Below are 14,212 nucleotides of genomic sequence, written 5' to 3' on the forward strand. Positions count from 1 at the left end.
TTGTGAACAGAATTGATCGGTCCGCAAAGGTCAGAGAGCACTTCCATCAGGCCAAGTGGGATGAACCAGTGATCTATGAGCTGAGTACCCCCGGCGAGCGCGGCATCCTTGTGCCGCAGGCGAGCGAAGAGGTCGCCTCGCAGGTCGAGGGGATTGGCGCGCTGCCCGCAGGCATGAAACGCAAAAACCGGGTCAACCTGCCCGAGATTTCCCAGAACCGGGTGCTCCGCCACTATCTGCGCCTGTCCCAGCAGGTACTCGGCGCGGATGTCAACATCGAGATCGGGCAAGGTACCTGCACGATGAAATACAGCCCCAAGGTCAACGAGCAGCTCGCCCGCGGTGTGCAGGAGCTGCACCCGCTTCAGGACCCGTCTACCGTACAGGGGATGCTCGAAATCTACTATCAGACCGACCGGTATATGTGCGAGATTTCCGGGATGGACCGGTTCACCTTCCAGCCGGGCGGCGGCTCGCAGGGGATTCTTGCGATGGCTTCGGTCATCCGGGCCTATTTTGAGAGCCGCGGGGAGAAGCGCGACGAGATCATCACCACCCTGTATTCGCATCCGTCCGATGCGGCCGCCCCGGTGATGAACGGGTTCAAGGTGATCTATCTCCAGCCTGACCCTCAAACCGGCCTGCCCAGCATGGAGACGCTGAAAGCAGCCGTTTCCGAGCGCACCGCCGCCTATATTGTGGCAAATCCGGAGGACACCGGCGTCTATAATGGGCAGGTGCAGGCGTTTACCGCCTATGTGCACGAACACGGCGGCCTCTGCGCCTACGACCAGGCGAATGCCAATGGCCTGCTCGGCGTCACCCGCGCGCGGGAAGCCGGCTTCGATCTGTGCTTTTTCAACCTGCACAAGACCTTTTCTTCCCCGCATGGCTGCGGCGGCCCGGCCTGCGGCGCGACCGGCGTCTCCCAGGAACTGGTGCCGTTCCTGCCCGCCCCGCTCGTCGGGTTTGACGGGGAACGCTATTTCCTCGACTATGCATTCGCCAACAAAGAATTTGGCGTGGGGAAAATCCGCTCGTTCTATGGGGTGGCACAGGTTGTCCTGCGCGCCTATGCGTGGATCCGTTCGCTCGGCGGCGAGGGGCTGTATCAGGTCGCCAAAACCGCGGTGCTGAACAACAACTACCTGTTCAAAAAGATGCTCGAAATTCCGGGGATCGGTGCCTATTACTGCGACGGCAACAACCAGCGTGTCGAGCAGGCCCGCTACACGATGGAGAAGGTATACGAGGAGACCGGGGTTTCGACCGGCGACATCCAGCGCCGCGCGATGGACTTTGGGCTCCACTACTGGACCTCGCACCACCCCTACTACCTGCCTGAGCCGATCACCCTTGAGCCGACCGAAACCCCGTCCAAGGCGGATATCGACGAGTATGTTGAAACGATGAAATACATCTTCAGCGAGTGCCGCGAGAACCCGGAGGTGGTCAAGACCGCGCCGCACCGCAGCACCGTCCACCAGATCGACGAATCCGGGATGGATGATCCCGCTAAATGGGCAGTCACCTGGAAGATGTACCTGAAAAAATACCAGTGACCGCCAACCATCTTTTTACTGGCTCTCTACAAAAGACGCGCTTTGCGCGTCTTTTTCTTTTCGCAGAAAAGCAGTCGTTTGGGCGTTTGGCTTGAATTGCCCTGCGGTTTCCGGTATAATAAGGTCTGACGAACCGGTCGGTTTGCGGGCTGCCTGCGCCGCAGTCAAAATTCAGAAATTCAGCTGTCAGGTATCTGGGCAGCCGGTAAGGGAATTATAAGATGAAAAAACTGTTTCGCATCCTCTACGGATATATCCGCCAGACCGATGGCTGGCTTTGGCTGCTTTGTTTGGGGCTTTCAGGGTTCAGTATGCTCCTGCTCTCCGGGATTGTCCATTCCGGCGTCTGGGCGCCCTATGACTACGGCCTGCAAACCATGCGGATCGTCGGGGTGCAGTTCGGTGCAACTGCGGTGGGAGTGCTCTGTGCGCTGATCCTCTCAAAGTTTGATTACCATGCGCTCACCCGGCTCTGGAAGCTCCACGCCCCGGTTGCTTATGCGTTTGTGCTGCTCACCTTCCTGATCGGCATTGGGGCGGCGGACCGGCAGGGGGACAAGTCCTGGATCAGGATACCGTTCACCAGCATGACCATCCAGCCGGCGGAATTCCTCAAGCTGTCGTTCATCCTGACCCTCGCCTACCATCTGCATGTGGTCAGCGACGTGATGGACGACCCCAAAACCATTCTGGCGCTCTGCGTCCACGGGGCGGCTCCTATCCTGCTGATCCACATGCAGGGCGATGATGGGACGGCGCTTGTGTTTGCGTTCATCTTCATCGGGATGCTGTTTGCAGCGGGGATCCACTGGTTTTATGTGCTGGCCGCAGTCGGCGGATCGGTCATCGGAATCCCGCTGATCTGGTTTTTTGTGCTCAATGATTTCCAGAAACAGCGGTTTCTGATCCTGTTCAGCCCCACCGCCGCGGATACGCAGGGCACTTATTATCAACAGTACCGCGCCAAGCTGGCGATCGGCTCGGGGCAGATTTGGGGGAAGGGCATCTTCTCGGAAAACCACCACTATGTCCCCGAAGCGCAGAACGATTTTATTTTTTCCTTTATTGGGGAATCGCTCGGCTTTGTCGGTGCGCTGGCGGTGGTCCTTGTGCTGATCTCACTGGTGGTGAAAATCCTGTCGGACGCCCAGTGTGCCGAGGATTTGCAGGGCCGGCTGATCTGTGTGGGCGTGTTTTCGATGATTGCCGCTCAGTCGGTCATCAACATCGGGATGTGTCTTTCGGTGCTTCCGGTCATCGGGATTACCCTGCCGTTCCTTTCGGCGGGCGGTTCCTCGGTGCTGGCGAGCTATCTGGGGCTGGGGCTGGTGCTTTCGGTCTATATGGAGGCCCCAAAAAATCTGTTCAGCGAGTAAGAACCTGTTCCGTATTTTATCTATGCAAGGGTGCTTTTTCACTTGCAGAAAGCCCCCTCTTGCCGCTTCGCGGCAATTCACCCGAAAAAAGCGCTTCACAGGATAAAGTGTTCCGCGCTCATCTCGCGCTAAGAGCCCGCCTTCGGCGGGTTGCGCTCGAAACGCTTCGCTGCGGCTCGCAGTGCGGAGCGCGTCGGGGGCTCTGCCCCTCGACCCCGCGATTTTTTGAAAAAAATCGAGTAAAACTTTAAATTGTAAAAAAGAAGAAATCAACCCAGCTTGTCGGGGTGGGGCCTACGGGGAGGGGTCACCGACCCCTCGCCCGTAAGGCAAACTGAGGGGGCGTCGCGCGAAGCGCGCTTCGGGCTGAAAGCCCGAGAAGACCCCCGAAGAAGGGCGCTTGCGCCCCGGAAGTTTGGTCTGGAACCCAAACTTCCGTTGCCTCACTGCCCCTCGACCCCGCGATTTTTTGAAAAAAATCGAGTAAAACTTTAAATTGTAAAAAAGAAGAAATCAACCCAGCTTGTCGGGGTGGGGCCTACGGGGAGGGGTCACCGACCCCTCGCCCGTAAGGCAAACTGAGGGGGCGTCGCGCGAAGCGCGCTTCGGGCTGAAAGCCCGAGAAGACCCCCGAAGAAGGGCGCTTGCGCCCCGGAAGTTTGGGCCGGAACCCAAACTTCCGTTGCCTCACTGCCCATCGCCCGAAGAAAAAATCGAGCAAAACTTTAGATGCTGAAATAGAAGGAGGTTTTTCCCATGAAATCGGATATTGAAATTGCGCAGTCGGCTGAGATGCTTCCAATCAGCGAGATTGCAAACCGGCTGGGCGTACAGCCGGAGGAACTGGAGCCTTACGGACGGTACAAAGCAAAATTATCGGAGGAAATTTTCAGCCGGCTTTCCGGACGTCCGGACGGCAAGCTCGTGCTGGTGACCGCGATCAACCCCACACCCGCGGGCGAAGGCAAGACCACCACCACGGTGGGGCTTGGCCAGGCGATGGAGAAGATCGGAAAAAAGGCGATTATCGCGCTGCGGGAGCCTTCGCTCGGCCCGGTATTCGGGATCAAGGGCGGGGCGGCAGGCGGTGGCTATGCGCAGGTGGTGCCGATGGAGGACATCAACCTGCATTTCACCGGCGATATGCACGCGATCACCGCCGCGAACAACCTGCTCTGCGCGCTGATCGACAACCATCTCCAGCAGGGCAACGAGCTTGGGATCGACCCGCGCCGCATCCTTTTCAAACGCTGCCTCGACATGAACGACCGCGCCCTGCGCAATGTGATTGTCGGGCTGGGCGGCAAGGTCAATGGGGTGCCGCGCGAGGATGGCTTCCTGATTACCGTTGCATCCGAAGTGATGGCGATCCTCTGCCTTGCTTCCGACCTCGAGGATTTGAAAAAACGTTTGGGAGAAATTCTGGTTGCTTATACCTATGGTAATCAACCGGTCTATGCGCGTGACCTGCACGCAAGCGGTGCAATGACCGCCCTGCTCAAGGACGCGCTCAAGCCCAATCTGGTCCAGACGCTCGAGAATACCCCCGCCCTGATGCATGGCGGGCCGTTTGCCAATATTGCGCATGGATGCAACTCGGTGCGTGCAACCAGGCTCGCGCTCAAGCTCGCTGACTATACGATCACCGAAGCGGGGTTCGGCTCCGATCTGGGCGCGGAGAAGTTCTTCGACATCAAATGCCGGTATGCGGGACTTGCCCCCTCTGCGGTCGTGCTGGTCGCCACGATGCGTGCGCTCAAGTATAACGGCGGGGTTCCCAAGGCCCAGACCGGGGAACCGAACGTTGAAGCGCTCAAACGCGGCCTGCCCAACCTCGCCAAGCATGTGGAAAATATGCAGAAATATGGGGTGCCGGTCGTGGTGGCGATCAACCGGTTCCTGACCGACTCGGACGAAGAAGTAAAGCTGCTTTCCGATTTCTGCGCCCAGACCGGCTGCCGGTTTGCGCTGTCGGAAGTGTTTGCCAAGGGCGGCGAAGGCGGCGTGGAGCTGGCAAAGGCGGTCGTTGAAGCCTGCGAACAGCCCTCCCAGTTCCGGCTCCTCTATGATATTGATCTGCCGGTCAAGGAGAAGATCGCGGAAATTGCAACCGAAATTTATGGTGCGGATGGGGTCAACTACACCGCCGCGGCGGAAAAACGGCTCGCCGAGATCGAAGCGCTCGGCAAGGCGGGGCTGCCGGTCTGCATGGCTAAGACCCAGTATTCCCTCTCGGACGATCCTTCCCGGCTCGGACGCCCGGCCGGTTTTACGATCACCGTCAAGGATCTGCGGCTGAGTGCAGGCGCTGGGTTCATCGTTGCGCTCACCGGCGACATCATGACCATGCCCGGTCTGCCGAAAGCGCCCGCCGCCCACCAGATCGACGTGGATGCCGCCGGACAGATCTCCGGCCTGTTCTGAGGGGGCCGCTGTGATCCGGTTTACCAGCCATTCGGCGGAGGAAACAGAACAGTTTGCGGAGCGGTTTGCCAAAAGGCTCCGGCCTGGCGATGTGATCGCCTGCTTCGGCGGGATGGGGATGGGAAAAACGGTGTTTGCGCATGGGCTGGCGCGTGGATTGGGGCTGTCGGACGAGGTGTCCAGCCCCACCTTTGCGCTGGTGCAGGAATATACAGATGGGAATATTCCGCTCTATCATTTCGATATGTATCGTGTTTCGGATTTCGATTCCCTCTATTCGACCGGTTTCTTCGACTATCTGGAACAGGAAGGGGTCCTGCTGATCGAGTGGAGCGAGCAGATCGAATCCGCCCTGCCGCCGGGCGCAATCCGGCTGTCCTTTGCGCGGCTGGACGACAATACCCGCGAGCTGACGATTGAGGGGGAAGAGATTTGAGAATTCTGGCGATGGATACTTCGTCCCAGTCGGCAGGCTGCGCCCTGTTGGAGGGCAGCCGGCTGTTGGGGGAGTTTTTCACCAATGTGAAACTGACCCATTCACAGACCATCCTGCCGATGGTGCAGAACCTGCTCGACCAGACCCATACCGCGCTTTCGGAGGTCGACCTGTTTGCGGTCACGACCGGCCCCGGTTCGTTTACCGGGCTGCGGATCGGGCTTTCGGCGGTCAAGGGGATGGCGCATGCGCTGGGAAAACCATGTGTCGGTGTTTCTACCCTGGAGGCGCTCGCTTTCCAGTTTTGGGGACAGGAGATGCTGGTCGCCCCGGTACTGGATGCGCGCTGCGCCCAGGTTTATACGGCGCTCTTCCGCTGGGAGGGGGAAACCCTGGACCGGCTTGAGCCGGATCAGGCGATCCCGATTGCCCAGCTCGAACAACGTCTGAAAAATGAGAAAAAAGCCGTATTTCTGGTTGGAGATGGGGCGGAAATGTGTTATAATATGCTTAACGAACGGTTGCCTCTCCTGCGGCTCGCCCCGCCAACCCTGCGTTATACCCATGCGGGCGCGCTTGCGCTCGCGGCACAGCGTGCGGCCAGGCTGGGATACACCGTTTCCGCCGAACAGCTCGCCCCGGCCTACCTGCGTCTGCCGCAGGCGGAGCGGGAACTGCTCGCAAAACAACAATCAGTTTAGGGGTGGAATCTTATGATCGCACTGGCAGCGGATCATGGCGGCTTTGCGCTGAAAGAACAGGTCAAACAATGGCTGGAGGAACAGAAGATCCCTTATCACGATTTCGGTACGCTCGACGGCGCGTCCTGCGATTATCCGGACATGGCCGCAGCCGCTTGTGACGCGGTTGTATCCGGGGCCTGCGAGAAAGCGCTCCTCTTCTGCGGCACCGGTATCGGGATTTCGATGGCGGCGAACAAGATCAAGGGGATTCGGGCGGCCTGCTGCTCCGACTATTTCAGCGCGAAATACACCCGTATGCACAACGACGCGAACGCCCTCTGCCTTGGCGGACGGGTGGTAGGCGCCGGGCTGGCAATCGAGCTGGTCGACGTCTTTTTACATACCGCGTTTGAGGGCGGCCGCCACCAGCGCCGGATCGACAAAGTTGCCGCGCTTGAAAACCGTTGAACGCTCGAAACCATATGAAATCAAGCTGTAAGGGGTAATGATGATGTTGAAACCGTTTATTATGGATCATCCGCTGATCCAACACAAGGTCACCCTCCTGCGGGACAAGAACACCGGCTCGAAGGAATTCCGCGAGCTGATTAACGAGGTCGCCATGCTGATGTGCTATGAGGCGACCCGCGACATGCCGGTCAAACAGATCGAGATCGAGACCCCTATCTGCATCGCGAAAGCGAACGTGATTTCGGGACGCAAGGTCGCGTTTATCCCGATTCTGCGGGCAGGGCTGGGGATGGTTGACGGCCTGCTCAAGCTGGTTCCGGCGGCCAAGGTCGGGCATATCGGGATGTACCGCGACCACGAAACCCATCTGCCGGTGGAGTATTACTGCAAGCTGCCCGCGGACATCGAGGAGCGGGATGTCATCGTCCTCGACCCGATGCTCGCGACCGGCGGGTCCGCGGTTGATGCGATCGACCAGCTGAAAAAGCGAGGCTGCTCCAATATCAAGTTTATGTGCATCATCGCCGCGCCCGAGGGGATCGAAGCGCTGGCCGGGAAACATCCGGATGTGCAGATCTATTGCGGCGCGCTTGACGACCGCCTGAACGAGAACAAATATATTGTTCCGGGGCTGGGCGATGCGGGCGACCGCATCTTCGGAACCAAATAAAGGTTGGGCCTGACCTCCGGATGCCTGAATGCGTCTGTTCCAATGCTTCATCCGCCTTTGGCGCTCGCTGTGGCTCGCAGTGCGGCGGCAGTTAATTCGGGTGGGTTGCTGTTCAAAGGGTGGTAAAAGAAAAGCCACCTTTGCATGTTGCCGGAATTTGCCCGTTTTTCTGCCCCGGCAGATTTCGAAAAACAGAATATTTCCAGATGCAGAGTGAAACACTAGTTTCACTCTGCATTTTTTATATGCAAAGGCTGTTTGAAAAAGAGGTGTCCAGATGAAACAGATACGATTTCTCCTGACCGGCAGTGCCGCAGGCTTTTTAAACGGGCTTTTTGGTGCAGGCGGCGGCATGGTTGTCGTGCCGATGCTCCAGCGGGACGGACTTCCCCCGGAGCGTTCCCATGCAACCTCCATCGCGGTGATCCTGCCGCTTTCGATCGCAAGCAGCCTGCTCTACCTCTCGATGGGGAGCATCCGGCTTGCACAGGCGCTCCCCTATATCCCGCTGGGGCTTGTCGGGGCAGCGGTTGGCGGTTGGCTGCTCCCGAGGGTCAAAACCGTCTGGCTTCACCGCATCTTCGGCGCGCTGGTACTTTATTCCGCTGCGCGTCTGCTCCTGCAATGAGCTGGCTTTGGATTGCGGCCGTATCCCTCGCCAGCGGGCTGCTCGGCGCGCTCGGCATGGGTGCGGGTGCGGTGCTTCTGCTCTATCTGCGGGTATACGGCGGCTGCGACCAGCTCACCGCACAGGGGATCAACCTGCTGTTTTTCCTGCCGATTGCGCTGCTTTCGATCCTGCTGCACGCGCGAAACCATCTGATCGACTGGAAAGCTGCCGGACTCTGTGTACTGACCGGCCTGCCCGGCGTGCTGCTGGGGGTCTGGTGCGGCAGGCTGCTCGGGACCGGCCTGCTTTCCAAGGCGTTTGCCCTTCTGTTATTGGTCATCGGGCTGCGGGAGCTTTCGTTCGGATTCTCTAAAAAAAGGAAAGAGGAAAATTCCCACAGCAGGTATAACACCCCCCGGACAGGGTCAAACTCATCTTAGAAAGGAATCCCGCAGAAAGCGGCCTGACGGTAGCATCCGAAGCAGAATCCCAAAAAATCAAGCTTGTTTTTCAAACGCTTCGAGGATAATCCTTTTGCAGACGTTCAAAATAATACCGGAGGTGTAACCATACAATGAACGACTCTTATAATCCCAAAAGCAAATTCAGCAAATTCATGGCGGGCAAAGGTTTCTATGTCGCGCTGGCCATCTGCGTGATGGGCGCGGGTACGGCGGCGTGGGTGGCTGTCGACCGGACGATCGACCGGATCGACGACAACAACAACCGGATTATCGAACAGCAGTCCGCTTCCAGCCAGCCGGAGCCGACCTACGGTTTCCCCGATTTGGAGGAAGCCGGAAAAGCGCAGAGCGGCGTGAACAAACCGTCCGCCTCGTCTTCCTCCTCTACTGCGCGTTCGTCCTCGTCCGCGGCTTCTTCCGCACCAAAAAAGCAATCCGAGCCGGTCGCCGCACAGCCAACGCCGCAGCCTTCCTCTTTCATCTTGCCGATCTCCGGCGAAATTTTCGCGCCGTACAGCAATGGTGAGCTGGTGAAAAATATCACCCTCAAGGAGTGGCGCACCCATGACGGCATCGACATCAAGGCGGCAAAGGGGACCGAGGTAAAATCGGTCTGCGACGGGAAGGTGACCACAGTGCACGACGACCCTCTGATGGGGATGACCATTGAGGTGCTCCATGAAAACGACATCACCTCGGTCTATTGCGGACTGGCGAAAGAAGTTTCCGTCAAGGAAGGGGACGCGGTGAAGGTCGGGCAGGTCATCGGTACTGTTGGAGAGATTCCGGCAGAAATTGCCCTCGACCCGCATCTGCATTTCGCGATGCGCTCTACCAACCAGTGGGTCGACCCCCTGAAAACGATGGGAAAGGTCTCTGGATGACAGGGTTTCAAAAATCACAGAGCGATCTTATAACAAATAGTTGTAAGATCGCTCTATTATTCTATTTGGAATCTTTCGAAGCGCAACCGGCCATCCGGAATTCTTACAAGGCGGGAACAGACGGTTCCCTCGGCCCTGCGCATAACCACGCAGCAGACAGGCGCCTCTTTTGATTGGCGGGGTTGTTCTGCCGGCACCCTCTCCGCAGCCGCTAATATTGCACAGCCCAGCAGTGCAACCAACAGCTTCCGCATCCCATTGCCTCCCAACTATGATGAAAAGTACGATCTTATTATAATGCACAATAATTATAAATACAAGTACGATTTTAGTTTTAGTCACTGGAATATCCCTCTTTTTTTGCATTATGCTTAGATTGGGAGGAATCTTTTGTGCAGATAGATTACGCTGTTTTCGGCAGACGGATCGCCGCGATCCGGAAAAAACGCGGCCTTACACAGGAAAAGCTTGCGGAGCGTGCGGATGTCACCAACAATTTCATCTCGCATATTGAGACCTGCCGTTCGATCCCCAGCCTGGAAACGGTGGTCAAGCTGTGCAATGCGCTCGATGTGACGCCCGATGCGCTCCTGCTGGGCACCGAAACCAGGAGCCGCGCCTATCTGACCCAGGACATCCTGCGCAAACTGGAGGGATGTACCCCGCAGGAGCGGCGGTTGGTAGACGGTTTTATCGACCTGCTTGTCGCGGAACGGCGGCGCGGCGAACCGTAAAAAAGGACCCGGGCACACGTTGGTGTGCCCGGGTCTTGTCTTTTCCAAAGGCGGTTTCTTCTGTAGGCTGGAAAAGACCTGCCCAAACGACGATAGGGACGGATTCCAAGTTCGCAGGGTTTGAAAGGGAGGAAACGGGGAAAGATAGAACGGAGGGTTCCGTAAGGGGTCTTTTTCACCTGCCAAGAGGCTCTCTTTGTCTCAGGCAGGACACGGCGACCCAACAGTTCTCACGATGGAATTCAGGCACGCCCCAGTGTTCCGCCGAAACGGCGGGACAGGCCATCGGCGCTGAAACCGGCGGCAAAGCCCGGGGAACTATTTGCCCAAAGGGGGTTAGCGGGAGAAGCCGAGGTCGGTCGAGATCTGCTGCGCGGCAGCGAGCAGCTGCGGCACAAGCAGCCGCACCCGTTCATCAGTCATGCGTGCGAGCGGAGCGGAAACCGAAATGGCGGCTTTTCCACGTCCGGTATAGTCTCGGACTGCGGCGCCGATGCACCGGACCCCCAGCTCATTCTCTTCGTTGTCAAATGCGTATCCGCACTGCCGAATCTGGTCCAGCTCCCGGAATAACCGGCTCAGATCGGTGATCGTGTGTTCAGTATAGGCGTGGATGTCGCTGCGGTTCCAAATCTGCGTGACTTCATCATCCGGCATGGTGGCAAGGATGCTCTTTCCCACCGCGGTGCAGTAGAGTGGACGGCGCATCCCCAGCCGGGAAAACATCCGGATCGACCCGCTGCGGCTCTCGACCTTGTGGATATACACAATCTCGATCCCCTCCCGGATCACCAGATGCACCGCCTCCTGGGTGGCGTTGCGGAGCTGCTCAAGCGGCGCTTTGGCAAGCCCCAGCACGTCGATGCTGTCCACCACCCGGCCGGACAATTCGAACAGCTTGAGGGTCAGCCGGTAACGGCCGCTCGACTCGTCCTTTTTCACATAGCCGAGCTGCGACAGCGAAGCAAGCAAGCGGTGAACGGTGCTTTTGTGCAGGCCGGATGTGCAGGACAGCTCCATAAGCGGCATCCCATCCGGATTATGCGAAAGCAGTTCGATCAGTCTGAATGCACGCTCGAGTGATTGTACAGCAGGTTGATTTTCCATAAAAGGCAGTTCCTTTCAAGAGTTTCATAATACGAAATATGGTTTTATTCTACACATGAAAGGCAAAAAAAGCAAGCATTTTTGTGGAAAAATTTTTTACTGTTTTCATAAAATCTCTTGCAAACTGTGAAAAAAAGGCTATAATAGGAGTATAGACCGTAATACGGAACATGGTTTTGCATTATGAAACAAAGAAACGGAACCAAAATGAACAAGTATGAGGTGAAGCAGATGAATGCAGTTCTGGAACAGCTCTCCAAGATTGGCATTGTACCCGTAATCAAAATTGACGATGTGGACAAGGCGGTCCCGCTGGCCAAGGCATTGAAGCAAGGCGGACTTCCCTGCGCCGAAGTGACCTTCCGTACCGCACAGGGCGAAGAGGCGATCCGCCGGATTGCGAAAGAGGTCCCGGATGTGCTGGTCGGTGCGGGCACTGTCCTGACCACCGAGCAGGTTGACCGCGCGATCGACGCGGGCGCAAAATTCATTGTCAGCCCGGGCCTGAATCCCAAGGTCGTGGCCTATTGTGTCGAAAAGGGAATCCCGGTCACGCCCGGATGCGCCAATCCTTCCGATGTGGAACAGGCGATCCAGCTCGGGCTCGATGTGGTCAAATTCTTCCCTGCGGAGCAGGCGGGCGGCATCAACTATATCAAGGCGATTGCCGCCCCTTATGTCAATATGAAGTTTATGCCGACCGGCGGCGTCAATGCCTCCAACCTCAACAGCTATCTGGCGTTTGACAAGATCCTTTGCTGCGGCGGCTCCTGGATGGTCAAGGCGGACCTGATCGACGAAGGCCGGTTTGACGAGATTACCGCGCTCTGCCAGGAAGCGGTGCGCAATATGCTCGGCTTTGAGCTGGCGCATATCGGCATCAATGCGGAGAACGAGGAGGAAGCGCTCAAGGCTGCGAAGATGTTTGAAGCGCTGTTTGGGTTCGCGGTCAAGCCGGGCAACAGCTCGATCTTTGCGGATAAGTATGTCGAGGTTATGAAAACGCCGTACCTCGGCAAAAACGGCCATATCGCGATTGCGGCCAATTCGGTTGACCGCGCGGTTGCCTACCTGGAACGCCAGGGCTTCGCATTCAATCCCGATACCGCCAAGAAGGATGCCAAGGGCAAAACTGCGGCGATCTACCTCAAGGACGAGATCGCAGGATTTGCAATCCATCTGGTACAGAAGAAAAAATAAACCTTCCGGTTTTAAAATTTCAAAATCAAAAGGAGACAGAACGTTATGGGCAAAATTGTCACATTCGGAGAGATCATGCTTCGTCTTGCTCCCGAAGGCTACTATAGATTCGTACAGGCTTCGACCCTCGGCGCAACCTACGGCGGTGGGGAGGCGAACGTCGCGGTTTCGCTCTCCAACTATGGCATGGACGCGGCGTTTGTCACCAAGCTGCCCAAGCACGAGATTGGGCAGGCGGCTATCAATGAGCTGCGCCGCTATGGCGTGGATACCTCGATGATTACCCGCGGCGGCGACCGGGTAGGCATCTATTTCCTCGAGAAGGGCGCTTCCCAGCGTCCGTCTAAGGTCATCTATGACCGCGCAGGCTCTGCGATCGCGAAGGCGGAATCCGCTGATTTCGACTGGAATAAAATCTTTGAGGGGGTCGAGTGGTTCCACTTCACCGGCATCACCCCGGCGCTGGGCGACAACGTTGCGCAGATCTGTCTGGAAGCCTGCAAGGCTGCTAAATCGAAGGGGATTACCGTTTCCTGCGACCTTAACTACCGCAAGAACCTCTGGACCCGGGAGAAGGCCGGACAGGTGATGGCGGGCCTGATGGAGTATGTCGACGTCTGCATCGCCAACGAGGAGGACGCCTCGGATGTGTTTGGCATCAAGGCGGACAACACCGACGTCACTACCGGGAAGGTCAACCACGAGGGCTATAAGGATGTTGCCAGAAAGCTGGCCGACCGGTTCGGCTTCAAGAAGGTTGCGATCACCCTGCGCGGTTCGATCTCGGCCAATGACAACAACTGGGCTGCTATGCTCTATACTGACGGCGAATACTTCTTCTCCAAGAATTATCTGATTCACATTGTCGACCGCGTAGGCGGCGGCGACAGCTTTGGCGCGGGCCTGATCTATGCCTGCATGAACGGCTGCAGCGCACAGGATACGATTGAATTTGCGGTTGCAGCGAGCTGCCTCAAGCATACCATCGAGGGAGACCTCAACCAGGTCTCGGTGGACGAGGTCAAAAAGCTGGCTGGCGGCGATGGTTCCGGCCGTGTCCAGAGATAACCGGTTCCGTTTACCATGTTCCCACTTTAATCACTTTGAATCCGTCGGGCGGCCAAGCGCCCGGCGGATTTCAGTTTGTCCGGCCAAAACTTGTATCACAAACCAAAAGCCGGATGGGCAGGGTGCGGTTAACCGCGGGTCACGACATAGCGGTCATGGGGCATATCTATGCCGCGATACCGTTTGACCCAGGAGTCCGCTACCGCCATTCCATTGCGAATGGCGACCCTTTGCGAAGCGGTGTTGGTATCGCGGATGATTGAGCAGACCTCATCCGCGTGCAGCACCTCAAAGGCATATTCCTTGCACGCCTCGGCGGCCTCTGTGGCATAGCCTTGGTGCCAATAGGCCCGCTGGAATAGATAGCCGATCTCAAGCACCTCCTGGTTTTTCCATGGCTGCATCGTAAGCCCGCACTGCCCGATCAGTTCCCCTGTTTCCTTGAGGATGACCGCTGTCAACGCCAATTTGAAATTGTAAGAAAACGCCGAAGAAATTTTGTAGTTTTTCGGCGGGGGGTAAC

General features: G+C 57.4%; 15 protein-coding genes. 13 read left to right on the forward strand and 2 right to left on the reverse strand.

The window, feature by feature from the left end:
- Positions 1 to 2: 2 nt before the first annotated feature.
- The 11 genes from gcvPB to D5269_RS10770 all read left to right on the forward strand — a co-directional run bounded on the left by gcvPB (position 3) and on the right by D5269_RS10770 (position 10,314).
- Complete coding sequence (gene gcvPB / locus D5269_RS10720; protein WP_120485387.1) at positions 3 to 1,562, forward strand: aminomethyl-transferring glycine dehydrogenase subunit GcvPB; 1,560 nt, start codon at positions 3 to 5, stop codon at positions 1,560 to 1,562.
- Positions 1,563 to 1,783: 221 nt separating this feature from the next.
- A complete protein-coding gene (locus D5269_RS10725; RefSeq protein WP_016317725.1) occupies positions 1,784 to 2,938 on the forward strand; it encodes an FtsW/RodA/SpoVE family cell cycle protein in 1,155 nt (384 codons plus the stop codon).
- A gap of 756 nt (positions 2,939 to 3,694) precedes the next feature.
- Positions 3,695 to 5,362 carry a formate--tetrahydrofolate ligase gene (locus D5269_RS10730; RefSeq protein ID WP_120485375.1) on the forward strand — a complete coding sequence of 556 codons (1,668 nt, stop codon included), beginning with the start codon at positions 3,695 to 3,697 and terminating at the stop codon, positions 5,360 to 5,362.
- A gap of 10 nt (positions 5,363 to 5,372) precedes the next feature.
- Positions 5,373 to 5,798 carry a tRNA (adenosine(37)-N6)-threonylcarbamoyltransferase complex ATPase subunit type 1 TsaE gene (gene tsaE, locus D5269_RS10735; protein ID WP_243126789.1) on the forward strand — a complete coding sequence of 142 codons (426 nt, stop codon included), beginning with the start codon at positions 5,373 to 5,375 and terminating at the stop codon, positions 5,796 to 5,798.
- Positions 5,795 to 6,499, forward strand: a complete 705-nt coding sequence (tsaB, locus tag D5269_RS10740; RefSeq protein ID WP_120485379.1) for a tRNA (adenosine(37)-N6)-threonylcarbamoyltransferase complex dimerization subunit type 1 TsaB — start codon at positions 5,795 to 5,797, stop codon at positions 6,497 to 6,499. The genes tsaE and tsaB overlap by 4 nt, the downstream gene beginning before the upstream one ends.
- 12 nt (positions 6,500 to 6,511) lie before the next feature.
- The gene (gene rpiB, locus D5269_RS10745; protein WP_016317729.1) at positions 6,512 to 6,949 is read left to right on the forward strand and encodes a ribose 5-phosphate isomerase B; all 438 of its coding nucleotides are present in this window, start codon (positions 6,512 to 6,514) and stop codon (positions 6,947 to 6,949) included.
- 43 nt (positions 6,950 to 6,992) lie between these two features.
- Positions 6,993 to 7,622 carry a uracil phosphoribosyltransferase gene (gene upp, locus D5269_RS10750; protein WP_022788299.1) on the forward strand — a complete coding sequence of 210 codons (630 nt, stop codon included), beginning with the start codon at positions 6,993 to 6,995 and terminating at the stop codon, positions 7,620 to 7,622.
- A gap of 277 nt (positions 7,623 to 7,899) precedes the next feature.
- Positions 7,900 to 8,250, forward strand: coding sequence for a sulfite exporter TauE/SafE family protein (locus D5269_RS10755; RefSeq protein WP_016317731.1), 351 nt, complete (start codon positions 7,900 to 7,902; stop codon positions 8,248 to 8,250).
- On the forward strand, positions 8,247 to 8,672 hold the full coding sequence (locus tag D5269_RS10760) for a sulfite exporter TauE/SafE family protein (protein ID WP_016317732.1): 426 nt from the start codon (positions 8,247 to 8,249) through the stop codon (positions 8,670 to 8,672). The genes D5269_RS10755 and D5269_RS10760 overlap by 4 nt, the downstream gene beginning before the upstream one ends.
- A gap of 134 nt (positions 8,673 to 8,806) precedes the next feature.
- Positions 8,807 to 9,580: a M23 family metallopeptidase gene (locus tag D5269_RS10765; RefSeq protein ID WP_016317733.1), complete on the forward strand. Its 774-nt coding sequence runs from the start codon at positions 8,807 to 8,809 to the stop codon at positions 9,578 to 9,580.
- Positions 9,581 to 9,972: 392 nt separating this feature from the next.
- Positions 9,973 to 10,314, forward strand: a complete 342-nt coding sequence (locus D5269_RS10770) for a helix-turn-helix transcriptional regulator (protein WP_016317735.1) — start codon at positions 9,973 to 9,975, stop codon at positions 10,312 to 10,314.
- Positions 10,315 to 10,650: 336 nt separating this feature from the next.
- Here the strand turns inward: D5269_RS10770 and D5269_RS10775 are convergent, their stop codons facing one another.
- Positions 10,651 to 11,421, reverse strand: coding sequence for an IclR family transcriptional regulator (locus tag D5269_RS10775; RefSeq protein ID WP_016317736.1), 771 nt, complete (start codon positions 11,419 to 11,421; stop codon positions 10,651 to 10,653).
- Between the two features lie 231 nt (positions 11,422 to 11,652).
- Between D5269_RS10775 and eda the strand changes: the two genes are divergently transcribed.
- A complete protein-coding gene (gene eda / locus D5269_RS10780; RefSeq protein WP_031219532.1) occupies positions 11,653 to 12,621 on the forward strand; it encodes a bifunctional 4-hydroxy-2-oxoglutarate aldolase/2-dehydro-3-deoxy-phosphogluconate aldolase in 969 nt (322 codons plus the stop codon).
- Positions 12,622 to 12,666: 45 nt separating this feature from the next.
- The gene (locus tag D5269_RS10785; protein WP_120485383.1) at positions 12,667 to 13,689 is read left to right on the forward strand and encodes a sugar kinase; all 1,023 of its coding nucleotides are present in this window, start codon (positions 12,667 to 12,669) and stop codon (positions 13,687 to 13,689) included.
- 128 nt (positions 13,690 to 13,817) lie between these two features.
- Here the strand turns inward: D5269_RS10785 and D5269_RS10790 are convergent.
- Positions 13,818 to 14,212: GNAT family N-acetyltransferase (locus D5269_RS10790; RefSeq protein ID WP_147407967.1), on the reverse strand; the 395-nt coding region annotated here is incomplete at its 5' end.

Source organism: Anaerotruncus sp. 1XD42-93 (assembly GCF_009917605.1).
GTDB lineage: Bacteria > Bacillota > Clostridia > Oscillospirales > Ruminococcaceae > Anaerotruncus.